Origin of the sequence: Litchfieldia alkalitelluris (assembly GCF_002153425.1) — a bacterium.
GTDB lineage: Bacteria > Bacillota > Bacilli > Bacillales > Salisediminibacteriaceae > Evansella > Evansella alkalicola.
Map to the genome: position 1 here is coordinate 1,176,282 of NZ_KZ119600.1, position 26,195 is coordinate 1,202,476.

Sequence of the window (26,195 nt, forward strand, 5' to 3'; positions counted from 1 at the left end):
CGCGTAGCAAGTGGTGCTGGAATTAGAGATAAAATAACTTCATCTTTTACAAAAAAGCTGTCTCAAAAGTTAAGTTAAGTTTTAACTTTGAGGCAGCTTTTTTTAGGTGGCTCTGCTAATGCCCAGGTCAAGGTTTTTCCTTCATAGACGCTATTGCTTTAAACATTTCTTCTGGATTCTGTGTGCCGATCACTATCGTTTCCTTATTTAGATGTAATTTGATTCCATGCTTCCCGTGCATTGTATAGGAGGTTCCTCCTTGGAAGTCGAACCGAATTCCCGAACCTCCAAATTCAAGGGGGCTAAAAACTATTTGCTCATACTCTTGTATATCATGATATAAAAATTTTCTATAGTGAAGATGAAACGGGATAAAGCGGATATAGACACCATCATCTCGGACCTCGGTTATTAATTTTAGAAAAGCTATGAGTACCAATGGAAAAATAACTCCAAATATTAGCCAGAAAATAATCAGTATTACATTCGGAGCAGGATTAGTACCTACAGGAACCCCTAGAATTACTTGTTGGATAAAGGCGTACCACAAAAGTAAAGCCAACCCGAAAACTAACGCCTTTGCCCAAATTTGACCTGGTTTTTGAATTTCTCGATAGATAACTTTACTTTGACTCCCCATTCAATTCACCCTTTTTCACGGAAATCAGACTTTCACTTTTACCTATATTAACATAAAGAGACTCTATTTTTCTTTTTTAAATGCTTTTCTTGAGAGGTGTGTGTAAAACGTTAAATGGCATGATTTTATAAGGGGAAAATCTCCGTGGCTTGTTTGCACCTCCGAAGGAAACCCGTTATCTCTTTTGGGTTAGTTGAAACCATATGGTAATTAATGACTTTCGTTATTTGAATGTATTGCATAAGTTAGAAGTAAGTGTGTTTATATAGAGAGATAAAGGTGGGCATACCATTGTCAGATCAATTATTAGACCTCACAGGTAACTGGATAGAATCGATTGGAGCGACAATCGCAGCTGTTGGCGAAACACAGCAATTATATAGTCAAAAAGTTGAGGGCTTTAAGCTTGGTGTAGTTGGAAATAGTGTCCAAGGGGTAGGAAATGCCTTCCAAGCGATTGCAGAAACAGATGATGGGTATGTAGAGTTAGGTAACTGGCTACAGGCAGCAGGGACGTCAAGTAATTCCATTGCTGAATATCGCATGCTTTATGATCTAGGTAACAAATTTGATAACAATCTAATGGAAATAAACGGAGATGTTCTCCAAGCAATTGGAGCATTTTATGCTTCCATAGGGAGAATAGAGCAAAATCCTAAATTAGTATACGGAAATTTACTTCAATCATTAGGCGCAATTGTAGAAGCTATTGGGGTAATACACACAATTAATTCAGATGAAGTAACAGGACAGAAAATGGAGACTGTTGGTGGGTGGCTCCAATCAATTGGTACTATGTATCAAGCAATCGGTGCTACTAGATTGTATTTAAATGGCATGAGCCCTGATGGAAATAATAGTGCGAGTGAAGATGGGGTGGGTACAGATGAAAACGAACAAGAAACTGCCGTGGACACCTAGGTAATGACAAATAACTCAATTGACTATTAACTTTAGGATTATACTAATAATATATTTTTTTCAAACAAAAGGTGGACGATCAAATGTCTAACCATTTATATACTATCAGTAATTGGATTGAGGCAATTGGTGCCAATCTGGCCGCCTTGGGTGTAAGTATTGAGATTAGAGATAGCGTAGATGGAAAAAGAATACGCGTTATTGGCGATGGTATACAAGGGGTGGGGAACTTTCTAATTGCAGAGACCACCCCTGCAGATGGTCTTTCAATATTGGGTAACAGACTACAGGGGATAGCTTCTTCTGGGAATGCAGTGCTTGCATATAGGGAGATATATGTAGATGAAAAAGTGAACGATCAGCTGGAGATCATAAGTGATTGCGTTCAAGTAATTGGCTCCTACTTAAGTGCGATTGCAAGAAGAGAGGATAATCCTCCAAAGGCAATAGGTAATACAATTCAAGCCCTTGGTGCTCTTATTGAAGCTGCTGGTGTGTTACACATATTAAAAGATGATGTTGAAAAAGGGGATGAATTAAGGAGTGCAGGAAAATGGATTCAAGGATTTGGTACGATCATTCAAGCAATTTCTGTAACTCCTGGTTTAAGGGAACTCCTAAACCAAGGGGAAGACAATGACTTGGAAGTGAGAGAGAGTTAGTTATTTTTTTTGCAAAAATTGATATGAAGCCATCGATTATGGCTAGTTTAATATACAATCAAAAACTAAGGTTATGAATATAAGTAAATGAAGGTGGATTCAATTCATCAATTCATGTTTAGGTAGATAGAAGGTGAAGGAGATGGCAACGGATTCACGGGACGTCATAGGTAACTGGTTAGGTGCGATTGGAACTACCATTGGTGCGGTTGGACAGACAAAAGATTTGTTTGGAAGACATATTGTTGGCCAGCATTTGTGGATTGCTGGTAAAGGGACACAAGGGGTAGGTGCTGCTATCCAAGCTGTGGCAGAGGATGAAAATGTGTTAGCAGAGTTAGGTAACTGGCTCATATCAGCTGGTTCGTCTACCGTTTCAGCAGTCGGTGTTAAGGATCTACCAAATGCCTATGAGAAGGAAGCTAAGAAGCGATTTGGGATAAAACATGATAATGAACCTAAAAAGCAAGATGAAGTAGATAATAAAAAATTAATTGTGATTGCGAATGCGCTGCAAGCAAAAGGTGCTTTTATCGTTGCTTCACAACGGGATCATCCTAAGCGTAAAGTAGGAGGTTTCATACAGTCTTATGGGGCCTTCATTGAAGCATTAGGGACATTAACTGAGATATCTTCTGATGAAAAAACCGCACAGTATTTAGCAGTATTAGGTGCGTGGCTACAGGCAGCCGGTATATCCTTGCAAGCTGTAGGAACAACGGAGCAATTTATTGAAGATAATGCTGAAGGGGAAGATACTGATATTGCCTAACTGTATGTAAGGGATATAGTATGAAGAAATGTTGTATTTAGGGCTAGGGGAAAGTGTTGTTTATAAGAAAGGCTCTGTTAAAACTAAGTTGTTGATTTTTTGTTACAGGTACTCGCTTTCACGCAAGGTACAAGTGCGACATCTGCTCAACTTTCGCAGTGTCTTCTTTGCCGCGGGCGGCTGGTAAGCCTCCTCCAAATTCCGCCTAAGAACATGCCCACTTCCTGTGGGCAACGGCGTAATGTCGGCGTCCTGCCTCCTGCATCTGCGGGGTCTTACCCCTGCCTTTAATCCCGCAGGAACGAGCGTTTACATCACGAGTAAGCTTCGAGTTGTCTCGACGGATATACTACAGAGCATTTGCTTGTAGAGGAAGAGACAGGTATACCTTCCACAAAAAATCAAAAGTGTTAAATATCAACATTATCCTTTAACAGAGCTATAATAAAAGAACTTATTACCCCCTTTGTGAATAAAGTAGCAGGAATTCAATGTTTATCTATCGAACTAAAGTACAATTACTACTACTTTATTTTTGCAATATTAAAGGAGCTGAGGGGATATGGAGATAGAGGATATTTATGGAGATCTACCAAGCTTAGAAACCGATAGACTCGTTTTGCGGAAAATAACGTTAAATGACGTAGATGATATGTATAGCTACAGCTCCAGTAATGATGTATCAAGGTATGTGACTTGGGATACTCACGACAGTATTAAAGATACGAAAGCCTTTGTGAAGTTCGCCAAAAACCAATATGAAAATAAGAAGATAGCTCCTTGGGGCATTATTTTAAAAGAAAATGATAAATTCATAGGAACGATAGACTTTGTATGGTGGAAGCCCGTTCATAAAACAGCCGAAATTGGTTACGTCCTCTCGCAAGAATATTGGGGACAAGGGCTTATGCCTGAAGCTGCAAGGGAAATCATTAAGTTTGGATTTGAGAAGATGGATCTGGTGCGAATCCAAGCTAAATGTTTTGTAGAGAATGTTCCTTCGCAGAGGGTCATGGAAAAGGTAGGAATGACATACGAAGGAACATTACGAAAAAGTATGTTGGTAAAAGGTGAGCATCGGGACTTAAAAACTTACTCGATTTTAAGAGAAGAGTTTGAAGGAAAGAGTGTTGATTAAGTCTTCCATTGATGATTCTCATTCATTGGGGATTTTCTATATTTAGATAGTTATTTATAGTTTTAAACAGGTTTAGTAGAGGATGTTCCATCAGTGGCTGAAAGGTGAGGGTGATGCCACTTGCAGGAACATCTTTTTTTGTTTTTTGATTGTTTGTTGGTTGTTTGTTTCTTTGTATACGAGGGGGGTTTTTATGGACAGTTTATCAATTTGAAGCTTGCTTAGTGTCTTTGAGAGTGAGTGTCATGGACAGTTTAGCAATTAAAAATAGGAAAACTGTCTTTGAAGGCTTGTTTGAAGGACAGATTTCTAATTAAAACTAGGAAAACTGTCCAAGAGAGATCAAGAAGTTTCATAGACAAAAATTTTCGTATTACAAATATCGACATATTAATATTTTAATATAACATTAATATTGGAAATTAGACATAATTTGTGCGATAATTGTCTGGTTTTTAGTGGTAATATTTTATTATTGTAGAGAATTAAATTAGGAGGGTGACAGAATGGGATTTATCGATTCAATATTAGATGGAGTAAACTACATCGTTGACTTTGGAAATAACATCTTGTGGACTTATGTTCTTATCGGTTTATTGATTGGGTTGGGGATTTATTTTACAATTCGAACGAAATTTGTACAGTTTCGACTCTTCGGAGAAATGTTTCGAGTTATAACGGAGAAGAAAACGAGTGACAAGGGAATCTCCGCGTTCCAGGCGTTTACAATCAGTACGGCATCAAGGGTTGGAACGGGTAACTTAACAGGTGTGGCACTAGCAATTGCGATAGGTGGTCCAGGTGCTGTTTTCTGGATGTGGATGGTTGCAATTATTGGTATGGCGACTTCTTTTATAGAAAGTACGTTAGCGCAAGTGTACAAAGTGAAAGATGGGGATAATTTCCGAGGTGGTCCGGCGTATTACATGGAAAAAGTGCTTAAAAAACGTGGACTTGGTATCGTCTTCGCTATTTTACTTACATTATGCTTTGGTTTGATCTTTAACTCTGTTCAAGCAAATACGATTACAGGTGCATTTGAAAATGCATTTGGAACGAGTCCATTTATTCTAGGATTAATCATTGCTACTGTTGCGGGGATTATCATTTTTGGTGGCGTGAGAAGGATTGCGCGAGTAACGCAAGTCGTTGTTCCGTTTATGGCTATCATATATTTAATCATTGCCTTCTATGTCGTTGTTACAAATATCACAGAAATTCCAGCTGTGTTTAACTTAATCCTATCTAGTGCATTCGGTATGAATGAGATGATTGGAGGAGGAATTGGTGCTGCAATCATGCAAGGGGTTAGACGTGGTTTATTCTCCAACGAAGCTGGTATGGGTAGTGTGCCGAACGCAGCTGCAACAGCAAACGTTAGTCACCCTGCAAAACAAGGGTTGTTACAGAGTCTTGGCGTTTTCTTTGATACAATCATTATCTGTTCAGCAACGGCGTTTATCATTTTATTAACAGATGTGTATCAAATGGGAGAATTAACTGGTATTCAATTGACACAAGGAGCTTTAGAAACGCATGTTGGTGCATGGGCGACAAGCTTCGTTGCAATCGCTATTTTATTCTTTGCATTTAGCTCCATTATCGGTAACTATTACTATGGTGAAACGAATATTGAGTTTATCCGTAATAATACAATTTGGCTTCAAGTTTACCGTACAGCAGTAGTTCTCATGGTTGTCTTTGGTGCTGTTGCTGAGGTTGGCCTCGTATGGAACATGGCTGATTTATTTATGGGACTAATGGCGGTTATTAACTTGATTGTGATCTTCCTCATTGGTAAAGTTGCTTATCAAGTATTGGATGACTACACGAGTCAACGTCGCAAAGGCAAAGACCCAGTTTTTTATTCAGAAAACATTGAAGGACTTGAAGGTGCTGAATGCTGGGACAAAGCTGAATTAACTTCTCGTGAAAATAAGTAAATTAGGTATCTCATAAACAATAATTTTTTCAAAAAATGATGATGTATCATAAAATAAGCACCCGATGTGACACCCCCATTCAAACAGTGTAGAATGGGGGTGATTACGTTTGGAAATAAAAGTATAGAGGTGTAAAAATGAAAACATTGTCACTGAAAAAATCAATATTTGCGCTCATTGTTACTAGTGTTCTAGCTTTGGCAGCTTGTGGGCAAGGGGACGGAGACGAATCTGATTCTCATGGTGCAAATTCAGAACTAAATTTAGATCCATTGGCAGTAGAGTTAATTATGGATGAAGAAGGGGATCCAGGTACGGAGATTGTAATCCAGGCATTAGTTACACAAGGAGAAGAAAAAGTGGACGATGCTAGTGAAGTCATATTTGAGATTTGGGAGCAAGGACAGAAAGAAGAAAGTGAATTCATTGAAGTGGAAGAGTCTCTTGGGGATGGGGTATATGAGTTAGTCCATATATTCGAAAATGAAAACATCTATTTTGTTCAACCACATGTTACTGCCCGCGGCCAACACATGATGCCAGTAGGGGAAATAAAAATTGGTGATGCTCCAGAAAGACTAGAAGAAGATGAGTTAGACGATCACGACCATATGGATCACGACCATCATGGTGGTGAAGATGGAGAAGGTGATGGCCATCATCATCATGTGGAAGATCTGACGATTGACTGGAAAACAGGAGAAATCATTCAATCAGAAAATACAGAGTTGGCGGTATACATTGAATTAGAAGGTTCCGCGTTAACAGGTGGGGACATTCAATTTGAAATTTGGCAGGACGGTGATGAGCGGCATACATGGCTAGAGGCCGACGAAACTAATCCAGGTGAGTATACGGCGACACACACTTTCGAAAGAACTGGAGATTATTTCATTGAGATACATGTAGAAGATGATTCTGGTTTACATGAGCATAAATTAATGGAAGTGTCGGTTGACCATTCGCACTAGAACAATGAGGCTGATCCTAAAACAACTTTTAGGGTCAGCCTATTGTATAGATAACAAACATTCATGGGTGAATCTTTGTTAGAGGGTAAATCCATGATAGAATGGGTGCTGGTGATGAAAATGAGGAACAAGTATATACAAATATATAAAGACATTGTGGATGACATAACTAAAGCTACATACCAGCCACAAACCCTATTACCTTCAGAGCATGAGTTAATGGACAAGTACGGTACTTCTAGGGAAACGATTCGTAAAGCTTTGACGTTGCTTGCACAAAACGGTTTTATCCAGAAGGTTCAAGGGAAGGGTTCGATCGTATTAGATACACCTCGCTTCGATTTCCCAATATCAGGTCTAGTCAGCTTTAAGGAGTTAGCCAATCAGCTTGGGGAAAACCATAAGACAATTGTGGAAAAACTTGAGTTGCTCCCGCCTACAGAAGATATGAAGGGCATATTACAAATAGATTCTTCAGAGGAAATGGTGTGGGAAGTACAGCGTGTGAGGGAAATTGATGATGAGAAGATCATTTTGGACAAAGATTATATTAAGTCCTCTAAGGTGGAAAAATTAAGTAGGGAAGTCTGTGCTTCCTCCATTTATGAATACATCGAAGGGGAATTGGGATTAACGATTAGCTTTGCTAAGAAAGAAATCACAGTAGAGGAACCAACGAAAGAGGATAGGAACCTTCTTGATTTGGAAGGCTTTTCGAATGTTGTTGTCGTCAAAAACTATGTGTATTTAGAGGACGCTAGTATTTTTCAATATACAGAGTCCAGGCACCGTCCCGACAAGTTCCGTTTCGTCGACTTTGCAAGGAGAACGAAAAACTAATCAAATTAAAAACTGTCTTTACTGCTCCTGCTGAACCTAACTTCAGATTTAGAGTTTTGTAAAGACAGTTTTTTTATAGGCGCTTACGCTTTTCTTGTCTAGCTCCAGCGCCTATCGGCCCAAGAAACTTTCCTCACCTCGTCTACGATAAGTCAACATCAACTCACTACGTTCGTTGTGTTTCCTTTATCTCACGATAGCTTCTTCGGATTAGCTCCTCCAACGAGCGTTTACATCACGAATATGCTTCGAGTTGCCTCGACGGATACACTCCAGAGCGATGCTAGTAGAGGAAGAGGCAGTTTTTGTGGCCGATGATCAAGGCGCTTGCGCTTTTCTGATTAACCTGTTTTTTTCTTAAGGTCACTGATGATGGTGCGTTTTAGCTGGCGATCGTGAATCGTTTCATTGAGCCAGTCTTTTGGTGTACCGCCAGTTTCTTCTTTTACACGGCGGATCAATCGGCTTAAAATGTGGCGCATCACACCAGTGTAGAAAAGATTGTCAATTTTTTTAGCAGAATTCAATAGCTGTTCTACAGCATTGTGATCACTCACAGGAACATGCTTGACGGCTACGTTTAGGAAGTCTTCAACTATAGCAGATTCGTTGTAGGAAAGGTAGTAGGATGTAATGTCTTCGATGAGGTCCGGGTGAGTGGCAACTCGTTCCCCCAACTTAGGGATAAAAGTGTCTAATCTGTGATTGATTATAAATTGGAACGATTTTATTGGATTGGCTAGTTTAATGGCTTCTGATAAGGCTGACATAATCAGTGATTGATCAGATTTACCATCAGCATTTTGGATAGCAATGAGCCTTGATGGCCACAAATGTTTAATGTCCTCTAGATGTTCGTCCGTGAGATGTTTCAAGATATTCTCGTTTTTCATCCTTGCTTCTTCCATCGGCCTTAAGGCATCGCGGAGGTCGTCCTGCGTCACTGTATGCAGTTTTTTCCGTTCTACAATTTCCTTGTAGTTTTCTAACGTCTTCGCTGCTTCCTGTGTTGTCTTGTTTGATAAATAAAAAGAATCTAGGAAACGTCCAGTTCGGTCGATGACTGCAAAAATCACAGGTGTTTCGTGATCGAATAAGAGGATATTCGACTTTTTCTTTGATATATGTTCCTCGTATTTTACAACATAGCTGCGACTATTTTGTCCATCTAGATTTACATTTTTTCCTAAGAAGCTTGGTGGTAATGTACCCATTGGCATTCACCGGTCCTTTCAAATGTTTTAATTAAAGTGACAGCCTTTACTTATCTTAAGTAAAGGGAGGCTAAGCAATTTGAGGTTTCATTGCTTTTATGTGCTTCTTGGTGTGAAAGGAGTTGGTGGGTAGTCGTGTTTTTTTATCTCCTATCTCCATCATACCTGTCTTTTGCCTTTAATGCTAATAAGAATAAAAAAATTCTTAAAATTGTTAATGTAAAAAAAACGAAGTCACTTCGTTTTAGACGATAGGACTTCGTTATATTTGATTATATATTTTCCTTATTAACACGCTGCGTTGCGGCTTCTGCACGAGCTTGTGCTTCACGATCTTCCGCATCAGCTAATTCTTCAGAATACTCTACTTCGTGATCCTTTGAAATATTTGGTAACTTTTGATTGCTTCTTTTTTCATTATGTTTTGCCATGATGTCTTCACCCTTTCGTCATCTTGGTGTTGGAAAGCTATTAGAGGTTCGCACCATTACCTTTCGCACGTTGATACTCCCGATCCGCAGCTTTAAAATCAGATTGATATAATACTTCCTGAGTTTTATTAATAGTACGGTGCTCTTCTTTTGTTCTTCTTTTCTTGCTTTCCATATCTATCACCTCATTAGTCATTTTAATCACATATACAGTATGACCTTTAAGATGTAACAATATTCAATTGCCCCAACATTACTCACCTCAGTATGTTTATTAAGGCTGGCTTCAGATTAGGGTATTGGAAGGTAAAACCATGTTCCTGAAGCTTATCTGGTAGAACCCGTTGTCCTTCCACTACTAAAATGCTCATTTCCCCTAACACGATTTTTAGCAGGAAAGCTGGCACTGGCGCCCAATGCGGCTTGTTCAAAACGCTTCCCAATGTTTTGCCAAAGTCGTTCATCCGAAGAGGTTCAGATGCTGTCATATTGACTGGTCCACTAATCTCTCCTTGCATGAGGCAGAAGTGAATGGCATTAACTAAGTCGTCGATATGAATCCAGGACAACCACTGCTTCCCACTGCCCAATGGACCTCCGATAAAAAGCTTGTACGGAAGCAACATCTTGTTTAATGCCCCTTCATCTTTATCTAAGATCATGCCAAATCTAGCAAAAACGACGCGGACGGAATCGGGAACATCGTTTGCGGCTTGTTCCCAAGTTTTTACGACATTGGCTAAAAAATCATTACCGCTCTTGTCCGTTTGTTCAGTGAAAGTTGATTCTTCCGAAGTGCCGTAATATCCAATAGCAGAAGCGTTAATCAATATCTTGGGCTTCGTCTCCATCTTTGTGATGATACGAGTGATTTCCTTCGTAGCATCGATTCTACTTTGCAAAATATCTTGTTTCTTTGCTTTCGTCCAACGACCACTATTGAGGTTTTCGCCAGCTAAATTAATGAAGGCAGTTATATCAGTCAATGCCTTCTCTGGCTCAGCTTGTTCTGTCAGCCATTCCACATATGTAATGTCTTTATGTTGTGTGTGTGGTTTATTTCTTGTCAGAATAACTACCTGGTGCCCTTCTGCCACAAGCTTCATTGTTAGATGCTTTCCTACAAACCCAGATCCACCTGCAATTGCGATTTTCATAACGCACACCCCTCAGAGCATTTTATATTACACGTAACCGTTTGTGTATAAAATCAAACTATTTTGTTAGAACATTAGCATTGCTTTCATAGGAATGCAATGAAATAATCATAGAGACAATAATTTTTTATCGTAAAAAATACAGAGGTGACGGTGCTATGCCAGCTATTAGTAAAATAACAGTAGCTAAAAAGAATAAAGGTCGTTTTCATATATATGTAGATCGCGGGCAAGGAGATGAATATGCCTTGACAGTTTCTGAGGATATATTCGTAAAATGGAGTTTTTCCAAAGGGATGGAATTATCGGAAGACGATATCGTAAAAATTCGTGAAGAAGACGTACTAGATAAAGCGTTTCAAAAGACCCTGAACTATCTCTCATATAGAATGCGTTCTGAAAAAGAAGTGCTGCAATATATGAAGGACCAAGAGGTTGGGGAAGAGGAAGCTAGGCGACTACTTGATAGATTACAGGACTTGAACCTTCTTGATGATCGGGCGTTTGCAGAAGCCTTTGTTCGGACGAAGAAGAATACACAAAAAAAAGGTCCACTTCTAATAGAGCAAGAGCTGTATCAAAAGGGGATTTCCCAAAAGGATATTGATCATGCCTTAAAGGAATATCCTGAGGAAGAGGAGCTTGAAAATGCTATAAAGACGGCTTCGAAAAAGCAGACGAGCTACAAGAAGGAAGGAAATCGACAGCGTAAACAAAAGCTCTTGCAGTTTTTAATGCAGAGGGGCTTTAGTAACGGCATTGCTAAACAGGCAGTGGACAAATGTGAAGCGGAAATTCCTGAGGATTTTGAATGGGAGGGCTTAGTTAAACAGGGGGAAAAGGCAATAAAGAAGTTTCAGAAGTATGAAGCCTGGGAAAGGGACCAACGAATCAAGCAATACTTGTATCAACGGGGGTTTTCTGGGGACTCCATCGAGGCTTGGTTTTCTAAAATGAAAGAGGAAGGTTCTCTTGCGGAAGATGAATGAGGCTTGGGTCTTCTTTCAGTTTCAGGGGCAGTTAGGAATAACAGACTAGTTGATGGTGCATGAGGTAAATAGGATTTGGACAATATAAAACTGGAAAATGTGGCACACTAAAACACTGAGATTCGATTTCGGTGTTTTTTATTTGAAAGTTGTATGAATTGTTTGAAAATAATTGTAAAATGGAAAAGGAATGTGTAGGGGTACTCATATATATAGTTATTTGATGTGAATTTTATTTTTTATGGAAAGGATTTTGAATATGACTTCAATCGTTGCTCTCACGCCAATTCTTGCTGTAATGTTATTCCTCGTTGTCCTAAAAATGTCTGCAGTACGTGCTATGACGATAAGTTTAATTGCAACAGCAGTTTTGGCAGTTATCTATTGGAAGGTGCCACTAAAAATTATTGCAGCTTCGACAATTGAAGGGATTATCATCGGTATCTCTATTTTATATATCGTCTTTGGTGCAATTCTATTGTTAAATACATTAAAGCTTTCTGGGGCGATTGATAAGATTCGGACAAGCTTTATGGGAATCTCAGGGGATCGAAGGGTTCAGCTCATTATTATTGCATGGCTCTTTGGTTCATTTATTGAAGGGGCAGCTGGATTCGGAACACCGCCAGCCATTGCAGCACCATTGCTTGTTGCTTTAGGTTTTCCAGCATTAGCTGCAGTAGTATTAGCATTGATTGCAGATAGTAGTCCTGTTTCCTTTGGTGCAGTTGGAACGCCGATTATTGTCGGTGTCGGTCAAGGGGTTCAAGAGGGAGCGCACGTTTCTCCAGTAGTAGCACCTTATGTTGAAGCAAGCGGTGGTATTACTGGTTTTCTACAAAGTATTGCTAGCCAGGTGATGCAGATAGATATATTTGTAGGAACGTTTATGCCACTTATTATCGTTGCTATGCTCACACGATTTTTTGGTGAAAATAAATCGTGGAAGGAAGGTTTGGCAATTTGGAAGTTTGCCATTTTTGCAGGGTTAAGTTTCACTGTTCCAGCTTTACTTGTGGCTACATTTTTAGGGCCTGAGTTCCCAGCTATTTTTGGAGGATTGATTGGTCTAATTATTGTGGTTCCAGCGGCAAAAAAAGGGTTTTTATTACCGAAGGAAGAATGGGAATTTCCTGATCGCAAGGATTGGCTACAATCATGGATAGGAACATTAATTGAGAAAGATGACGATAAAGAAGGGGAAAAACCGAAGCTTTCGTTAGTGCAAGCCTGGATTCCATACTTATTAGTTGGCTTTTTCTTAGTATTAACAAGACTTGAAGTATTGCCATTTAAAGAGATGCTCCAAAGTGTGAGCATTGAATATAATCAAATTCTCGGTTCTGACATACGAGCGGCAATTGAACCATTTTACTTACCAGGATTTGTGTTCCTTCTTGTAGTTATCATTACAATATTTATTCATAAAATGAGCTTTTCAAAGGTGAAAGCTGCTTTTACAAAGTCTGGAACAGCAGTTATTGGAACTGGAATCACCTTATTTACGGCAGTACCAATGGTGAGAATCTTCATCAATTCTGGTGTCAATGAGAGTGGACTCATGAGTATGCCGTTAGAACTCGCTAGTACAGCGGCTGGCATCATGGGAGGTGTTTGGCCGTTAGTAGCTCCAATGATCGGAGCGTTAGGATCGTTTATATCAGGGAGTGCTACGTTCAGTAATATGATGTTTTCTTTATTCCAGTCAAGTATCGCTGAACAAATTCAGGCTGATCCACGTTTGATCTTGTCGTTGCAAGTACTAGGTTCGAATGGTGGAAATATGATTTGCGTTGTAAATGTAGTAGCCGCAGCTGCAGTAGTAGGTTTAGTTGGGCGTGAAGGGGCAATTATTCGTTTAACGATTGTGCCGATGCTGTATTATTCCTTATTTGCAGGGGTCATTGGTATGATACTCACCCTGTTGCGATGACTTGTTGCCTGCTAGGTAGGGCGTAGTGAAGGAGTAGACCGAATTGTGTTTTTATAATGGCAAGGATAGGTGTGGTTTGGAATCACGAGGTATTGACTATCTTGTGGTTCCTTATTTGATTCTACCTCGTCCTATCCCTAAGTGTAGCTGGAGTTATGCGTTATTCTTTCATCTTTTCCAGGCTTTATTTATAATAAAGGTAACAAAGTAGCTTTTAAGGAGAATAATATATGGATAAGCGATATAGCCAAATGACAGAAGAAGAGTTACGTAATGAAATTGCAGACTTAAAGGTGAAAGCACAAAAAGCTGAGCAAATGGGAATGGTAAATGAGTATGCAGTACATGAGCGCAAGATGATGATGGCTCAAGCATATATGATGGATCCTTCAGCATTTAACTCAGGTGAAACGTATGAAATAATTGGTTCAAGGGATACTTTTAAAATATCTTATATGAACGGTGTTTTCGCATGGGGAAATCGCAACAACAGCCAAGAAGAAGAAGCATTACCAATCTCTGTGTTAGGAAACATCATCGTAATATAATTTTAAATTAAAAAGCTGCTTCAAACAGCTTGGTAGAAGCTGTTGAAGCAACTTATTTGTAGAGTTTCAACTACGATCTTTTTCGCGTCTGAACCTCTAATATTTGCACATCTAATGCTCGTCTGGTTTCCCCATTCACTTGGTGATACGCATGCTTTGGATTTGAACGTGGTGATTGGAATGGATCCTGATAACCTCTTCCCGTTTGTGGCAGGTGTTTATAGTGCATGACTTAACGCCTCCTCAAATTTGGGTATACATGCATCAATCTCTAATCAAGGTCCCTTATTATTTAGGTTTTCGATCTTGAGTTGAAGCTTGCATACGTTCTTGTGGGTGGTCATTGATTGTTCCATCAGCCCGCTTGGAAGCATAAGCTGCTTTTGCCCTTGGCTCACCGTCTAATGACATACGCTCTGGAAAATCCTTTTCTTTGTTGCGCATTGGGAAAACCTCCTTATGGTACTTAACCCATGTAAGCATCTGCCCTTTTTCTCTCTTTTTTAGGGCAGTTATAGTGTGTGTGTTCTTTAAAAAATAATGAAATGTAATTCCTGACAAGGGGGGAGAAATATGAATGATTATTTTGAACGATTAACGAACAAACTCTTGGAGCAAAATGAGCAAATGTCTTATTCTGAAGCAAGAACTTGGGTGGAAATTCTTTGGGAGGATTTCGAAAGTACTTCTGCGAAAGCAGGCCGTAAGTACCGTGGTTCAGAAATGACAGAGAAAATTATTGAAGAGTGGATCAACCGTTATGGTCCAAAGCTGCATGAGGTATTATTGGAAAAACCAAGATACCGCAAGCTTTTCAAAAATAAAGAATTTTACCATTAAAAAGAGGTTTTCCAGTGGTCGATATAAAGCCACTTGGAAAACCTCTCTTATGTTTCTATGGCAATTTCAAGCTTTCGCTGAAGTGTTTCATTATTATAAATCCAGCCTGTATAGGAGGATAAAATACTTAAGTTTTCATCCAATCGAACAATGGCGATAAAAGGGTAATGGCCTTTACTACGGTAGCGCAAATCAACGAATTTCACTGTGAAACCGTGATCTTCCTCTGTTACCTGCCAATGATAAGCTGGTGAAAAGGATAGAAAGGCATGCAAATTTTGATCTTTACATGCAGCGTTGATAATTGGATCATCTGGAATTGGTTCGAATGGATATGTTTCGTAATAGTTAATCACCCCATTCTTCACTTGAGCAACGTGCATTTTTTCCTGTGTTCGAATAACAACATGCCAATGGTGCCATTTAAACGTTGGTGAGGTGAAAATGTGCGTCGCATCAGGGTGCTTCCTTTTTAACAAATGGTAGACCTTCCGTTGGGTCCTAATGCGCCAAATATAGTACCCTGTTAACAGGATATACAAAGTAAGGAACGTCCAGCCTGGATCTGTTCCGTAACGCCAAAATATAATAGCCACGATATGCGCCGTAAAAATAAGAGGATCAAATATATTGATAATGCCAAGTGCAATCCATTTTTCCCTTATGGGTGAAAAAAACTTGGTCCCGTATGCATTGAAGATGTCCACAAAAACGTGGAGAAAAACAGCGAGAAACGTCCAAAGCCATAAATGTAATAAATTTAAATCAGGCATCGTAGCACCTAATAATATGGTGATGGCAGTTGGCCAAATAAACCAAAAGGGGATAGAGTGGGTGACGCCACGATGATTCCGAATGTAAACAGCATTATTTTTTAATTTCAATATTGTATCAAAGTCAGGAGCTTGTGATCCGATTAATGCACTAACCATTACTGCTTGTGTCATGGCAGGATTACTTGATACAACTGGGTCTAGCGTAGCGAGGCCCCCGATTGCGATTCCCATTACAACATGGGTTCCCGTATCCATTTGATAACCCTCCTTACCTATACGACATTTTCTTGATACAATAATTTATAGTTATTTTATTATGTTATGTAGAGTGGAGTTTATCCCTATGCTTTATGTGAAAGAGAGCAACCTGTAGCCCAAATTCTAACATCATTATTTTTCAAAGGCTACTTCTAATCTAAGGGGATTTTAGAAAACTCACTACTATTATTACCCTATTCAAGCAGTTTTCAAAAGGAGAAATTCAAATATGAATGATTTACAAATTTTTATTGAATATAAAATATCTGCTGACATGGTACATGAATATGAGAACCATATGCAGAAAGTTCTAGACGAATTAAGGGCATTTGGTGCTGCAGATGTTGAGTGGTTTGAAGCGGCAGACCAAGAAAATTTGTATGTGGAGATGTTCCTCCTTCCCACTATGGAAAGCTACGAATTGATAAAGGGAAAACGTAGAGACGGTGCTGACCCCGTATTTGGACAGCTCGACAAATATATTGTTGGTGGTTTACAGAAGCTCCATTGTTGGGCATTTGTCCAAAGGGGGAGCAACAGGTGACGACTTTAGAAAAATTAAGTAACTGGAATATAAAAGGATATCAACAGGATCTCTTGAAATGGTACGACGAAAATAAACGAGACCTTCCTTGGCGTCGAGAAAGGGATCCATATAAGATTTGGGTTTCTGAAATTATGCTTCAACAGACGAAGGTTGACACAGTTATCCCATATTATAATCGCTTTATGAAGTTTTTTCCAACCGTACAAGCCCTTGCGGAAGCTGAAGAAGAAACGGTTTTGAAAGCATGGGAAGGCCTTGGGTACTATTCAAGGGCTCGAAATCTGCACAAGGCTGTGAAGGAAGTCCAAGAGAATTATGGTGGACAAGTTCCAGCTGAAAAAGAAGAGGTGCATAAGCTAAGTGGAGTTGGTCCGTATACAGCAGGCGCAATCTTAAGCATTGCATTCAATATCCCAGCACCTGCAGTGGATGGTAACGTCATGCGAGTCTTATCACGAATTTTTTCCATATATGACGACATTTCAAAGGCTACTACGCGAAAACGATTTGAAAGTATTGTGGACGAGATTATTTCAAAGGAAAATCCTTCTCATTTTAATCAGGCATTAATGGAGCTTGGGGCGTTAATATGCACGCCAAAGTCACCTGCCTGTTTAATCTGCCCTGTTCAAGAGCATTGCGCTGCTAGGGCAGAGGGAGTTCAAGAACTATTACCTGTGAAGGCAAAAAAATCGCCACCGAAGAAAAAACAGATGAAAGCCATTGTCCTAAAAGATGATGCAGGTCGAATATTGATCCAGCAACGTCCTGAAACAGGAATGTTGGCTAAGCTCTGGCAATTTCCTAATATCGAGGCAGAAGAGGTTGTGGAAGATTACGCTGATTTGAAGAAGCACTTGTTATTTATGGGACTTCAAGTCGATATTTTTGAGAAAGTACATGAAGTCAGGCATGTTTTTACTCACCTCATTTGGGAAATTGATGTTTATATCGGCGAACTTAAAGGAATGGCTCGTGAGGCAGATTTGGAATTAGCCAGCTTACGCTTAGTAGAAAAGGGAGATGTAGACTTGTACCCATTCCCGGTCTCACATCAAAAGATTAATGACTTTGTTTTAAAGAAGGGAGATTTCTAATATGGATTTACGTTTGACTGGTAAGCACGTGTTAGTGACTGGGGGATCTAAAGGAATTGGAAAGGGAATCGCAAAAGGTTTTATAGAAGAAGGAGCGAAGGTTGCCGTTGTTGCAAGGGGAGAAGGGGCATTAAAGCAGGCGAAACTGGAACTCCCTGAAGTGGAATTGATCCAGGCAGATTTATTAAGTGAAAAAGGTCGTGAAGAAGCATTTCAGCAGTTCATTGGTCTGTTCGGTGAGATCGACATTTTGATTAATAATGTTGGTGGAAGCAACGGTGGAGCTGCGGCGGAAACATCATTAGATTTGTTTAAAGACGCAATGAACTTAAATTACTATTCTGCGGTCCACTTCAGTCAAATGGCACTTCCATATATGAAGAAAAACAAGGCAGGATCCATCGTCAATGTTTCTTCAATTTTCGGAAGGGAAGCTGGTGGAAAGGTAACTTACAATTCTGCAAAGGCAGCAATGATTAGTTTTACAAAATCATTAGCTGACGAAGTAGTAAAGGACGGCATTCGAGTGAATGGGATTGCCCCTGGCTCCATTTTACACCCGTCAGGAAATTGGCAGCGGAGAATAGAAGAGAATCCTGAAAAAATGAAGAAGTTTGTTGAAGATCAAATTCCAGCTGGGCGTTTCGGTACGGTGGAGGAAATTGCCGATACAGTTGTATTCATGGCTTCGGAGAGAGCGAATTGGGTGGTTGGTGCCACGCTGAATGTGGACGGTGGGCAGTCACGATCGAATTTTTAGGGGGTAGGTTCGGGGAGAAAGAAATGTGATTTAATTTCCCTTTATGGGGTGTGGCGTCTAGCTCCGGGCACTACCACCCAAGAATAGTGCCCGAAACACACGAATCGATCTAGCTCCGGGCACTATCAACGAGAAATAGTGCCCGAAGCGCTGGAGTCGAGTTTGCTCCGGGCACTATCAACGAGAAATAGTGCCCGAAGCCCCTGAATCGAGCTCGCTTCGGGCACTATCAACAAAGAATAGTTCCCGAAGCACTTGAATCGAGCTTGCTTCGGGCACTATCACCCAAGAATAGTGCCCGAAGCGCCCGAGTCGAGCCTGCTTCGGGCACTATCAACCAAGAATAGTGCCCGAAGCGCTGGAGTCGATCTAGCTCCGGGCACTATCAACAAGAAATAGTGCCCGAAGCACCTGAATCGATCTAGCTTCGGGCACTATCATCAAAGAATAGTGCCCGAAGCGCCGGAGTCGATCTAGCTCCGGGCACTATCAACAAGAAATAGTGCCCGAAGCACCTGAATCGATCTAGCTTCGGGCACTATCAACAGGAAATAGTGCCCGAAGCGCTGGAACCGATCTAGCTTCGGGCACTATCAACAAGAAATAGTGCCCGAAGCGCCGGAGTCGATCTAGCTCCGGGCACTATCAACGCAGAATAGTGCCCGAAGCGCTGGAGTCGATCTAGCTTCGGGCACTATCACCCAAGATTAGGGCCCGAAGCCTCCAAACCGAGCTCGCTTCGGGCACTATAAACGAAGAATAGTGCCCGAAGCGCCCGAGTCGATCTTGCTCCGGGCACTAACACCCAAGAATAGTGCCCGAAGCGGGGAAGTCGATCTAGCTCCGGGCACTATCACCCAAGATTAGTGCCCGAAGCCTCCAAACCGAGCTCGCTTCGGGCACTATAAACGAAGAATAGTGCCCGAAGCGCCCGAGTCGATCTTGCTCCGGGCACTAACAACTAGGAATAGTGCCCGAAGCGCTGGAACCGATCTAGCTCCGGGCACTAACAACCAAGAATAGTGCCCGAAGCGCTGGAATCGATCTAGCTCCGGGCACTAACAACCAGGATTAGTGCCCGAAGCGGGGAAGTCGATCTAGCTTCGGGCACTATCTACCAAGAATAGTGCCCGAAGCGCTGGAACCATTCTTGCTTCGGGCACTATCACCCAAGATTAGTGCCCGAAGCCTCCAAACCGAGCTCGCTTCGGGCACTATAAACGAAGAATAGTGCCCGAAGCGCCCGAGTCGATCTTGCTCCGGGCACTAACACCCAAGAATAGTGCCCGAAGCGGGGAAGTCGATCTAGCTCCGGGCACTAACAACCAAGAATAGTGCCCGAAGCGCGGGAATCGATCTAGCTCCGGGCACTAACAACCAAGAATAGTGCCCGAAGCGCGGGAATCGATCTAGCTCCGGGCACTAACAACCAAGAATAGTGCCCGAAGCGCGGGAATCGATCTAGCTCCGGGCACTAACAACCAAGAATAGTGCCCGAAGCGCGGGAATCGATCTAGCTCCGGGCACTAACAACCAAGAATAGTGCCCGAAGCGCGGGAATCGATCTAGCTCCGGGCACTAACAACCAAGAATAGTGCCCGAAGCGCGGGAATCGATCTAGCTCCGGGCACTAACAACCAAGAATAGTGCCCGAAGCGCGGGAATCGATCTAGCTCCGGGCACTAACAACCAAGAATAGTGCCCGAAGCGCGGGAATCGATCTAGCTCCGGGCACTAACAACCAAGAATAGTGCCCGAAGCGCGGGAATCGATCTAGCTCCGGGCACTAACAACCAAGAATAGTGCCCGAAGCGCGGGAATCGATCTAGCTCCGGGCACTAACAACCAAGAATAGTGCCCGAAGCGCGGGAATCGATCTAGCTCCGGGCACTAACAACCAAGAATAGTGCCCGAAGCGCGGGAATCGATCTAGCTCCGGGCACTAACAACCAAGAATAGTGCCCGAAGCGCGGGAATCGATCTAGCTCCGGGCACTAACAACCAAGAATAGTGCCCGAAGCGCGGGAATCGATCTAGCTCCGGGCACTAACAACCAAGAATAGTGCCCGAAGCGCGGGAATCGATCTAGCTCCGGGCACTAACAACCAAGAATAGTGCCCGAAGCGCCGGAACCGATCTAGCTCCGGGCACTATCACCGGTGCTGCACTAACGGCATTAGTGATTGGTTTCTTGAAAAAGCCAGTGACCAAGTAAATCAAATGAAGAAAAAACGGTTGAGCACCGAGTGGCTCAACTGTTTTTTAGATCTAATAATGTTAGAAATCAAAAATTAGTTAATAAACCATTCGCCACTCGAAATATGTTACGATAAAAAAAACGAATAAAATGGAGGAAGCAGGAATGATTACATTTGATAGTTCACATTACCCTTATCCATCACAACGAAATGTTACATATGGGAAGAACGGCATGGTTGCCACCTCACAGCCACTCGCTTCCCAGGCTGGTCTCGATATATTGAAAAAAGGAGGTAACGCCATTGATGCAGCGATTGCTACAGCTGCATGTTTGACAGTGGTGGAGCCAACTTCAAATGGAATTGGCGGTGACGCCTTTGCCCTCGTGTGGACAAAGGGGGAGCTGCACGGACTGAATGCCAGTGGTCCAGCACCTCAATCCATCTCAATAGAAAAACTGAAGGAGCAAGGGGTGGATGAGATTCCTAAATTTGGTTGGATTCCTGTCACTGTTCCTGGTGTTCCAGCAGCGTGGGCAGAGCTTTCAGAACGATTTGGTAAGCTGCCATTAAAGGAAGTGTTACAACCTGCTATTGATTACGCCAGAGAAGGGTATCCCCTTAGCCCAACTTTAGCGTACTTTTGGGAGCGAGGGGCAGCGGCTTACTCTAGTGTTTTAAAGGGAGAAGAGTTCGAGAATTGGTTTGGAACGTTTGCGCCGAATGGTAAGGCTCCAAAGGCTGGGGAAATGTGGCGGTCTGAGGATCATGCACGTACTCTTGAAGCAATTGCAGAAGCAAATGCAGAGGCTTTCTACCGTGGTGAACTTGCGGAAAAAATCGATGCCTTTTCGAAGAAATACAATGGATTTTTAACAAAAGAGGACTTAGCCTCCTTTAAACCTGAATGGGTGAAGCCGATCAGTGTGAATTACAAAGGCTACGATGTATGGGAAATTCCACCGAACGGGCAGGGCTTAGTGGCATTAATGGCACTCAATATGCTGAAGGAGGATACGTTCCATTCCCGCGATGATGCGGAAACATTCCACAAGCAAATTGAAGCGATGAAGCTCGCCTTTGCAGATGGGGAGAAATACATCACTGAGGAATCAGAGATGAGCAGCTCTTTGTCTGACTTATTGAGTGAAAGCTACGGAAGAGAACGGCGTGGCTTAATTGGAGAGGAAGCGTTGATGCCAGAAGCAGGCGAGCCATCTAAAGGTGGAACAGTTTACTTAGCTACTGCTGACGGGGAAGGAAATATGGTTTCTTTCATTCAAAGTAACTATATGGGCTTCGGTTCTGGACTCGTAGTTCCAGGTACGGGAATTGCCTTACAGAATCGAGGACATAATTTCAGTATGGACCCTGATCATGATAACGCATTGAAGCCAGGAAAACGCACTTATCATACAATCATACCTGGTTTTTTAACAAAGGGTGATGAGCCTGTAGGTCCTTTCGGTGTCATGGGTGGATTCATGCAGCCACAAGGACATATGCAAGTCGTCATGAATACCATTGATTTCGGCTTAAATCCTCAAGCAGCATTGGACGCGCCTCGCTGGCAGTGGATAAAGGATAAGCAAGTATTATTAGAGCAGAATGTTCCGAACCACCTTGCTACTGCGTTGTCTGCAAAAGGGCATGCGGTGCAAGTCACACATCAGTCAGGAAGCTTCGGACGCGGTCAAATCATTTGGCGTGATCCAGTGACAGGCGTGTTGGCTGGCGGTACAGAAGCGAGGACTGACGGCGCGATAGCGGTTTATTAATTATTAGATAACTTTGAGAGGAATTGTAAGATGAAACAAGCTAATTTATTTTTTGCGTTTTTTCGAGTTGGAATGCTTGGGTATGGAGGTGGTCCTGCCTCTATCCCATTAATCCACAAAGAAGTGGTGGAAAAATACAGTTGGATGACAAGCGATGAGTTTTCCGACGTGCTCGCAATCGGGAATACGCTTCCAGGGCCAATTGCAACTAAGATGGCAGGGTACATAGGCTATCGGGTTGGCGGTATTATGGGGATGCTGAATGCTATTGCTGCTTCTGTTATACCAACAGTCGTGCTAATGATTATCCTTCTAGTATCACTATCATCATTTAGGGATTTTGCCTGGGTGCAAGGAATGACCCACGGTGTTTTACCTGTCGTGGCAGTGATGATGGGAGTGTTGACTTGGGGATTCATTGATAAAACAACAAAGGATTTAGGCTGGCTGAAAGTTGTTTTCTTAGTAGTTATGTCAGTCCTACTAATCCAAGTTTTAGGATTGCACCCAGCGATTGTTGTAGGTGCTTTGATTGCATTCGCCCTTTTGAAAAAAACAGATACAGATAAGGGGAAAAAGGGGGAAGCGTCCTCATGATTTATTGGGAAATTTTTCTTGCCTTTTTTATCCCAGGAATTTTAGGTTACGGCGGTGGTCCAGCAACGATACCGCTCATTGAGCACGAGGTCGTTCATCGGTTTGAATGGATGACAGTGGAGGAGTTTGGGGAAGTTCTTGCATTAGGGAACGCCCTTCCTGGCCCAATCGCAACGAAGATGGCAGGCTTCATTGGTTATGAACAAGGCGGGATTTTAGGTGCAGGTGTCGGCCTTTTTGCCACCATTGCCCCTTCACTTATTTTGATGATTGTCTTATTGAGTATTTTGTATCGCTTTAAGGATTCGCCGAAAGTGAAGCTCCTATCAAATATTGTTAGGCCGACAATTGCCGTTCTTCTTGGTGTCTTAACGTTCCGATTTGTGGAGACTTCTTACCTAGAAAGTGGTTGGCTTCAGACTGGATTCCTGCTTGTTGTGAGCTATTATTTGTTGGAAAAAAGAAAGATACATCCTGCTTACGTCATACTCGGTGCCCTCGTGTATGGAGCATTGTTTTTAGCGCCAACGGGGTAAGTCGTTGTAGTGTTGGGTAGGGAGGTTTAAGTTATAAACAGTAGCGTAAGTTAGGTGAGGGCTTTATCTTTTATATGCTGCAACATAGTTTAGTATAAACGAAAGGGTAAAGCTATCACTTTGCTTGAACTATAGGAAAAAGCGCAGTTCACCTTATTGGAAAGGGAGGGACTGCGTTTTTTTAAAAGAATAGCTTGTATATGATGTGATGGCTTCGAATTTAGATTGGAGACTGAACTGAGGTTGAGCTGAAACTTGAGTCTTCATTTTTTGCAGAATAAAGATACAAATGAGGGTGAGATGCAAGTAAGAATTGGCCCGTAAAATGGACGGAGTCTTACTATGTTTAAACATATAGTGGTGTTCGTGGTCAGCACCTAATAAATATAGTAAGAAAGAATGGCTAGGAGGGTTATACCCAAGCCTATTAAAATAAATAGCTTTCTTTTTTTTACCGGAAAATAGGCGCCAAGTAACCAAACTGTTAAACCGATCGCAAAATACAAAACTACTTCAAATTTACTCGGTGTAAAAAATCCTCTTGAGTGGGCTAAAACGATGAAGTTATTGATATTGAACATATCACACCCTCCTCATCTCTCCTAAATGTTGACGTTAAGACAAGGATTCTAAAGCTGCATAAAGTATAGTGGGAACACCTAGCATTAACGTAGTTAGTTCATTTACGTTTTATTGGCGGTTTAGGTTTCTATTTAGGTTACAAATCACAGTGCTCCAAAATACCTTCATGGGGTTACTTGAGAGGTGCAAAATGTCAATTCGTAGAAGTCCCACAGTCTAATTAAAAAAATACATCATAGCGTCATACAAGCTATGATGTATTTTACTCTAACTTTTTTAATTGTCTAGCGTTGTGAATAATGCGAACTATCTCCATTTTTTCATTGTTGAATCTATATATAATTCTATAATTGGTTAATACCATCTCTCTTATCATATCATTGTTTAATTCAGGAACTACCCTACCAGATGAAGGGAATATTGCAATTGTTTCGATTGTGTCAATAACTCTAATAGCGAAAATATTGGCATATTCCTCCGAATCTTGAGCTATATAATTACATATTCCTTCTAGGTCTTTAACTGCAGATTCCGCCCAAACTAATTCAACCATTTCCCTAATTTTTCCTTAACTTCATTATGGGAAACGACTTTTCCATTATTTAGTTCTTGTATTCCTTTTTCAATTTTCTTTCTAACATAAAGTTCCTTGATTATATCTTCAAGAGTCACATTTTCTGGTAAATCTTTTATAAATTTTATTACTTCCTCTTTAGTGCTCATAGCAAACTCTCCTTTCCATTATAATCATTATAAACCAATTAGAAGCAATTATCACCAAACAAGAAGTTGTGTATAAATACTAAAATATTCGTTTCAACTTATATGGATAGGTTGTGTGATGTACTGGATGTTTAGCAATAAAGCCCTAATATCAAAAAATCACATGTGATTTCTGTTGTGAAATCGCATGTGATTCTGCTTGTGAATAGTTTATGTGCACCTCTGAAGTAACTCGTTAAAATTACCTTTATGGTTTTAACTCAGAATTGATTTAAGGGACTAAGACGATGCTTCCGTTCACCTGTTTTTCCTCTAATTTTCTATGAGCTTCTGCTGCTTCTTCAAACGTGAAGGTTGCCCCAACGTGAGGTTTCACGCGTTCATTTTTTAACAACGCACTAATATCTTCTCCAGCTTTTCTAATTTCCTCTTTAGGTGCGGTGAATAATAATATCCCAAGAAGTGCTGCGTTTTTTTGGTTCAATACTCTCCAAGGTAACGTAGGTGTATTGTTGACTGGCGAGCCAATCGTAACAATTCTGCCTCCTACTTTGATGGCTTGAAGATCAGTTTCCAAATTCTCACTAAGTGACATATCTAAAATGACATCAATACCAGCCTCTGAGCCAGTTATATCAGCTAATTTTTCCAAAAGATCCGTTTCTTTGTACAAAATAACGTGGTCAGCTCCAGCTTCTCGGCATATATCAGCCTTCTCCTCATTCCCAGCCGTAGCAATGACGGTGGCCCCAGCGACCTTAGCAAGCTGGATCGCAGCATTTCCAACTGCTCCTGCACCGCCATAAACTAGGACGGTTTCACCTGCTTGGAGATTGGCGCGATAATGAAGGGAGAGGTGAGCAGTGGTGAATGGCATGGCAACCGCTGCCCCTTCCACTTCCGTTATTTTATCTGGGAGCAGGAAGACATCTTCTTGAGTCGCCGTTAAGTATTCAGCTGAAGTACCACTTATGTTTGTCGCCCAGACGCCATCACCAGGCTTCACCTTAGTGATGTTTTTACCCACGCTGTCCACAACGCCCCCTAGATCAAAGTGAGGGATATGAGGAAAGGCAGGAACAGGACGAATTCCTTTTCGAAAATAAGTGTCCACTGGGTTCAAGGCGCTTCCGCCAACCTTGATTAAGATCTCGTTATCTTGAGGGACAGGCTTCTCCATTTCAGTTACGGTTAAAACTTCAGGGCCTCCGTATTCATTGTATACAACAGTTCTCATCAAGCACCTCTCCATTCTATTGGTTTTATTTATCTATTTTTATTGTAATTTGTTTTGAAAAATAAAGCACGGGTTTATGGAAATTACTTAATTAACGGTAGTTTGCT

General features: G+C 41.3%; 29 protein-coding genes. 17 read left to right on the forward strand and 12 right to left on the reverse strand.

All coding sequences use genetic code 11. The annotated features are described in order from the left end of the window. Positions 1-127: 127 nt before the first annotated feature. Entirely contained in the window at positions 128-640 is a 513-nt protein-coding gene (locus tag BW724_RS05400; RefSeq protein ID WP_088074215.1) for a DUF6141 family protein, read from the reverse strand. A 291-nt stretch (positions 641-931) separates the two neighbouring features. On the opposite strand from BW724_RS05400, the gene BW724_RS05405 reads away from it, so the two are divergent. The 7 genes from BW724_RS05405 (at position 932) to treR (ending at position 7,887) form a co-directional block, all read left to right on the forward strand. Beyond that, positions 932-1,561 (forward strand): DUF6944 family repetitive protein, encoded by a 630-nt coding sequence (locus BW724_RS05405; RefSeq protein WP_088074217.1) that lies wholly within the window; start codon positions 932-934, stop codon positions 1,559-1,561. 83 nt (positions 1,562-1,644) lie between these two features. Beyond that, positions 1,645-2,223 (forward strand): DUF6944 family repetitive protein, encoded by a 579-nt coding sequence (locus BW724_RS05410; RefSeq protein ID WP_088074218.1) that lies wholly within the window; start codon positions 1,645-1,647, stop codon positions 2,221-2,223. 142 nt (positions 2,224-2,365) lie between these two features. After that, complete coding sequence (locus tag BW724_RS05415; protein ID WP_140354913.1) at positions 2,366-2,995, forward strand: DUF6944 family repetitive protein; 630 nt, start codon at positions 2,366-2,368, stop codon at positions 2,993-2,995. 562 nt (positions 2,996-3,557) lie between these two features. Then, on the forward strand, positions 3,558-4,133 hold the full coding sequence (locus tag BW724_RS05420) for a GNAT family N-acetyltransferase (protein WP_088074222.1): 576 nt from the start codon (positions 3,558-3,560) through the stop codon (positions 4,131-4,133). A gap of 506 nt (positions 4,134-4,639) precedes the next feature. Beyond that, the gene (locus tag BW724_RS05425) at positions 4,640-6,076 is read left to right on the forward strand and encodes an alanine/glycine:cation symporter family protein (RefSeq protein WP_088074224.1); all 1,437 of its coding nucleotides are present in this window, start codon (positions 4,640-4,642) and stop codon (positions 6,074-6,076) included. 137 nt (positions 6,077-6,213) lie between these two features. Further along, on the forward strand, positions 6,214-7,047 hold the full coding sequence (locus tag BW724_RS05430; RefSeq protein ID WP_088074226.1) for a FixH family protein: 834 nt from the start codon (positions 6,214-6,216) through the stop codon (positions 7,045-7,047). Positions 7,048-7,167: 120 nt separating this feature from the next. Then, positions 7,168-7,887, forward strand: a complete 720-nt coding sequence (treR, locus tag BW724_RS05435) for a trehalose operon repressor (protein WP_176371547.1) — start codon at positions 7,168-7,170, stop codon at positions 7,885-7,887. Positions 7,888-8,228: 341 nt separating this feature from the next. Here treR and BW724_RS05440 read toward each other — a convergent pair whose 3' ends face one another. The 4 genes from BW724_RS05440 to BW724_RS05455 all read right to left on the reverse strand — a co-directional run bounded on the left by BW724_RS05440 (position 8,229) and on the right by BW724_RS05455 (position 10,689). Further along, on the reverse strand, positions 8,229-9,101 hold the full coding sequence (locus BW724_RS05440) for a hypothetical protein (protein ID WP_088074230.1): 873 nt from the start codon (positions 9,099-9,101) through the stop codon (positions 8,229-8,231). A 272-nt stretch (positions 9,102-9,373) separates the two neighbouring features. Further along, the gene (locus BW724_RS05445; RefSeq protein WP_088074232.1) at positions 9,374-9,532 is read right to left on the reverse strand and encodes a YfhD family protein; all 159 of its coding nucleotides are present in this window, start codon (positions 9,530-9,532) and stop codon (positions 9,374-9,376) included. A gap of 40 nt (positions 9,533-9,572) precedes the next feature. Continuing rightward, complete coding sequence (locus BW724_RS05450; RefSeq protein ID WP_088077716.1) at positions 9,573-9,707, reverse strand: YfhE family protein; 135 nt, start codon at positions 9,705-9,707, stop codon at positions 9,573-9,575. 82 nt (positions 9,708-9,789) lie between these two features. Continuing rightward, positions 9,790-10,689, reverse strand: coding sequence for a TIGR01777 family oxidoreductase (locus BW724_RS05455; protein WP_088074234.1), 900 nt, complete (start codon positions 10,687-10,689; stop codon positions 9,790-9,792). Positions 10,690-10,847: 158 nt separating this feature from the next. On the opposite strand from BW724_RS05455, the gene recX reads away from it, so the two are divergent. The 3 genes from recX to BW724_RS05470 all read left to right on the forward strand — a co-directional run bounded on the left by recX (position 10,848) and on the right by BW724_RS05470 (position 14,159). Continuing rightward, on the forward strand, positions 10,848-11,678 hold the full coding sequence (recX, locus tag BW724_RS05460; RefSeq protein WP_088074236.1) for a recombination regulator RecX: 831 nt from the start codon (positions 10,848-10,850) through the stop codon (positions 11,676-11,678). Positions 11,679-11,937: 259 nt separating this feature from the next. Continuing rightward, positions 11,938-13,611, forward strand: a complete 1,674-nt coding sequence (locus tag BW724_RS05465) for an L-lactate permease (RefSeq protein ID WP_088074238.1) — start codon at positions 11,938-11,940, stop codon at positions 13,609-13,611. Positions 13,612-13,841: 230 nt separating this feature from the next. Then, positions 13,842-14,159 carry a YfhH family protein gene (locus tag BW724_RS05470; RefSeq protein ID WP_088074240.1) on the forward strand — a complete coding sequence of 106 codons (318 nt, stop codon included), beginning with the start codon at positions 13,842-13,844 and terminating at the stop codon, positions 14,157-14,159. 70 nt (positions 14,160-14,229) lie between these two features. On the opposite strand, the gene BW724_RS05475 is transcribed toward BW724_RS05470, so the two are convergent. Continuing rightward, positions 14,230-14,388, reverse strand: a complete 159-nt coding sequence (locus tag BW724_RS05475) for a YpzG family protein (protein ID WP_088074242.1) — start codon at positions 14,386-14,388, stop codon at positions 14,230-14,232. 59 nt (positions 14,389-14,447) lie between these two features. Further along, positions 14,448-14,603 (reverse strand): small, acid-soluble spore protein K, encoded by a 156-nt coding sequence (sspK, locus tag BW724_RS05480; RefSeq protein WP_088074244.1) that lies wholly within the window; start codon positions 14,601-14,603, stop codon positions 14,448-14,450. 129 nt (positions 14,604-14,732) lie between these two features. Between sspK and BW724_RS05485 the strand changes: the two genes are divergently transcribed. Further along, positions 14,733-14,999: a YfhJ family protein gene (locus BW724_RS05485; protein ID WP_088074245.1), complete on the forward strand. Its 267-nt coding sequence runs from the start codon at positions 14,733-14,735 to the stop codon at positions 14,997-14,999. 47 nt (positions 15,000-15,046) lie between these two features. On the opposite strand, the gene BW724_RS05490 is transcribed toward BW724_RS05485, so the two are convergent. Next, the gene (locus tag BW724_RS05490; RefSeq protein ID WP_088074249.1) at positions 15,047-16,030 is read right to left on the reverse strand and encodes a metal-dependent hydrolase; all 984 of its coding nucleotides are present in this window, start codon (positions 16,028-16,030) and stop codon (positions 15,047-15,049) included. A gap of 232 nt (positions 16,031-16,262) precedes the next feature. Here BW724_RS05490 and BW724_RS05495 point away from each other — a divergent pair, with 232 nt between their 5' ends. From BW724_RS05495 to BW724_RS05520, 6 genes are all read left to right on the forward strand, one after another. Further along, positions 16,263-16,577 (forward strand): hypothetical protein, encoded by a 315-nt coding sequence (locus tag BW724_RS05495; RefSeq protein ID WP_088074251.1) that lies wholly within the window; start codon positions 16,263-16,265, stop codon positions 16,575-16,577. Further along, on the forward strand, positions 16,574-17,677 hold the full coding sequence (gene mutY / locus BW724_RS05500) for an A/G-specific adenine glycosylase (protein WP_088074252.1): 1,104 nt from the start codon (positions 16,574-16,576) through the stop codon (positions 17,675-17,677). Before BW724_RS05495 ends, mutY begins: the two co-directional genes overlap by 4 nt. A 1-nt stretch (position 17,678) precedes the next feature. After that, positions 17,679-18,437, forward strand: a complete 759-nt coding sequence (locus BW724_RS05505) for an SDR family NAD(P)-dependent oxidoreductase (RefSeq protein ID WP_088074254.1) — start codon at positions 17,679-17,681, stop codon at positions 18,435-18,437. Positions 18,438-20,799: 2,362 nt separating this feature from the next. After that, a complete protein-coding gene (locus BW724_RS05510; RefSeq protein ID WP_088074256.1) occupies positions 20,800-22,413 on the forward strand; it encodes a gamma-glutamyltransferase family protein in 1,614 nt (537 codons plus the stop codon). Positions 22,414-22,443: 30 nt separating this feature from the next. Continuing rightward, positions 22,444-23,010 carry a chromate transporter gene (locus BW724_RS05515; RefSeq protein WP_088074258.1) on the forward strand — a complete coding sequence of 189 codons (567 nt, stop codon included), beginning with the start codon at positions 22,444-22,446 and terminating at the stop codon, positions 23,008-23,010. After that, on the forward strand, positions 23,007-23,546 hold the full coding sequence (locus BW724_RS05520; RefSeq protein ID WP_088074260.1) for a chromate transporter: 540 nt from the start codon (positions 23,007-23,009) through the stop codon (positions 23,544-23,546). Before BW724_RS05515 ends, BW724_RS05520 begins: the two co-directional genes overlap by 4 nt. A 377-nt stretch (positions 23,547-23,923) precedes the next feature. Here the strand turns inward: BW724_RS05520 and BW724_RS05525 are convergent, their stop codons facing one another. From BW724_RS05525 to BW724_RS05540, 4 genes are all read right to left on the reverse strand, one after another. Beyond that, positions 23,924-24,127 carry a hypothetical protein gene (locus BW724_RS05525; protein WP_088074262.1) on the reverse strand — a complete coding sequence of 68 codons (204 nt, stop codon included), beginning with the start codon at positions 24,125-24,127 and terminating at the stop codon, positions 23,924-23,926. A 263-nt stretch (positions 24,128-24,390) separates the two neighbouring features. Then, entirely contained in the window at positions 24,391-24,681 is a 291-nt protein-coding gene (locus BW724_RS05530; RefSeq protein ID WP_088074264.1) for a type II toxin-antitoxin system RelE/ParE family toxin, read from the reverse strand. After that, positions 24,669-24,851, reverse strand: coding sequence for a hypothetical protein (locus BW724_RS05535; RefSeq protein ID WP_088074265.1), 183 nt, complete (start codon positions 24,849-24,851; stop codon positions 24,669-24,671). The genes BW724_RS05530 and BW724_RS05535 overlap by 13 nt, the downstream gene beginning before the upstream one ends. 271 nt (positions 24,852-25,122) lie before the next feature. Then, the gene (locus BW724_RS05540) at positions 25,123-26,088 is read right to left on the reverse strand and encodes an NADPH:quinone reductase (RefSeq protein WP_088074268.1); all 966 of its coding nucleotides are present in this window, start codon (positions 26,086-26,088) and stop codon (positions 25,123-25,125) included. Positions 26,089-26,195 lie beyond the last annotated feature (107 nt).

Excerpts from the sequence above, each read along its gene's own strand:
- BW724_RS05400 (WP_088074215.1), bottom strand. The coding sequence starts at position 640 with ATGGGGAGTCAAAGTAAAGTTATCTATCGAGAAATTCAAAAACCAGGT.
- BW724_RS05410 (WP_088074218.1), top strand. The coding sequence starts at position 1,645 with ATGTCTAACCATTTATATACTATCAGTAATTGGATTGAGGCAATTGGT.
- BW724_RS05415 (WP_140354913.1), top strand. The coding sequence starts at position 2,366 with ATGGCAACGGATTCACGGGACGTCATAGGTAACTGGTTAGGTGCGATT.
- BW724_RS05420 (WP_088074222.1), top strand. The coding sequence starts at position 3,558 with ATGGAGATAGAGGATATTTATGGAGATCTACCAAGCTTAGAAACCGAT.
- BW724_RS05425 (WP_088074224.1), top strand. The coding sequence starts at position 4,640 with ATGGGATTTATCGATTCAATATTAGATGGAGTAAACTACATCGTTGAC.
- BW724_RS05430 (WP_088074226.1), top strand. The coding sequence starts at position 6,214 with ATGAAAACATTGTCACTGAAAAAATCAATATTTGCGCTCATTGTTACT.
- treR (WP_176371547.1), top strand. The coding sequence starts at position 7,168 with ATGAGGAACAAGTATATACAAATATATAAAGACATTGTGGATGACATA.
- BW724_RS05440 (WP_088074230.1), bottom strand. The coding sequence starts at position 9,101 with ATGGGTACATTACCACCAAGCTTCTTAGGAAAAAATGTAAATCTAGAT.
- BW724_RS05445 (WP_088074232.1), bottom strand. The coding sequence starts at position 9,532 with ATGGCAAAACATAATGAAAAAAGAAGCAATCAAAAGTTACCAAATATT.
- BW724_RS05450 (WP_088077716.1), bottom strand. The coding sequence starts at position 9,707 with ATGGAAAGCAAGAAAAGAAGAACAAAAGAAGAGCACCGTACTATTAAT.
- BW724_RS05455 (WP_088074234.1), bottom strand. The coding sequence starts at position 10,689 with ATGAAAATCGCAATTGCAGGTGGATCTGGGTTTGTAGGAAAGCATCTA.
- recX (WP_088074236.1), top strand. The coding sequence starts at position 10,848 with ATGCCAGCTATTAGTAAAATAACAGTAGCTAAAAAGAATAAAGGTCGT.
- BW724_RS05465 (WP_088074238.1), top strand. The coding sequence starts at position 11,938 with ATGACTTCAATCGTTGCTCTCACGCCAATTCTTGCTGTAATGTTATTC.
- BW724_RS05470 (WP_088074240.1), top strand. The coding sequence starts at position 13,842 with ATGGATAAGCGATATAGCCAAATGACAGAAGAAGAGTTACGTAATGAA.
- BW724_RS05475 (WP_088074242.1), bottom strand. The coding sequence starts at position 14,388 with ATGCACTATAAACACCTGCCACAAACGGGAAGAGGTTATCAGGATCCA.
- sspK (WP_088074244.1), bottom strand. The coding sequence starts at position 14,603 with ATGCGCAACAAAGAAAAGGATTTTCCAGAGCGTATGTCATTAGACGGT.
- BW724_RS05485 (WP_088074245.1), top strand. The coding sequence starts at position 14,733 with ATGAATGATTATTTTGAACGATTAACGAACAAACTCTTGGAGCAAAAT.
- BW724_RS05490 (WP_088074249.1), bottom strand. The coding sequence starts at position 16,030 with ATGGATACGGGAACCCATGTTGTAATGGGAATCGCAATCGGGGGCCTC.
- BW724_RS05495 (WP_088074251.1), top strand. The coding sequence starts at position 16,263 with ATGAATGATTTACAAATTTTTATTGAATATAAAATATCTGCTGACATG.
- BW724_RS05505 (WP_088074254.1), top strand. The coding sequence starts at position 17,679 with ATGGATTTACGTTTGACTGGTAAGCACGTGTTAGTGACTGGGGGATCT.
- BW724_RS05510 (WP_088074256.1), top strand. The coding sequence starts at position 20,800 with ATGATTACATTTGATAGTTCACATTACCCTTATCCATCACAACGAAAT.
- BW724_RS05515 (WP_088074258.1), top strand. The coding sequence starts at position 22,444 with ATGAAACAAGCTAATTTATTTTTTGCGTTTTTTCGAGTTGGAATGCTT.
- BW724_RS05520 (WP_088074260.1), top strand. The coding sequence starts at position 23,007 with ATGATTTATTGGGAAATTTTTCTTGCCTTTTTTATCCCAGGAATTTTA.
- BW724_RS05525 (WP_088074262.1), bottom strand. The coding sequence starts at position 24,127 with ATGTTCAATATCAATAACTTCATCGTTTTAGCCCACTCAAGAGGATTT.
- BW724_RS05530 (WP_088074264.1), bottom strand. The coding sequence starts at position 24,681 with ATGGTTGAATTAGTTTGGGCGGAATCTGCAGTTAAAGACCTAGAAGGA.
- BW724_RS05535 (WP_088074265.1), bottom strand. The coding sequence starts at position 24,851 with ATGAGCACTAAAGAGGAAGTAATAAAATTTATAAAAGATTTACCAGAA.
- BW724_RS05540 (WP_088074268.1), bottom strand. The coding sequence starts at position 26,088 with ATGAGAACTGTTGTATACAATGAATACGGAGGCCCTGAAGTTTTAACC.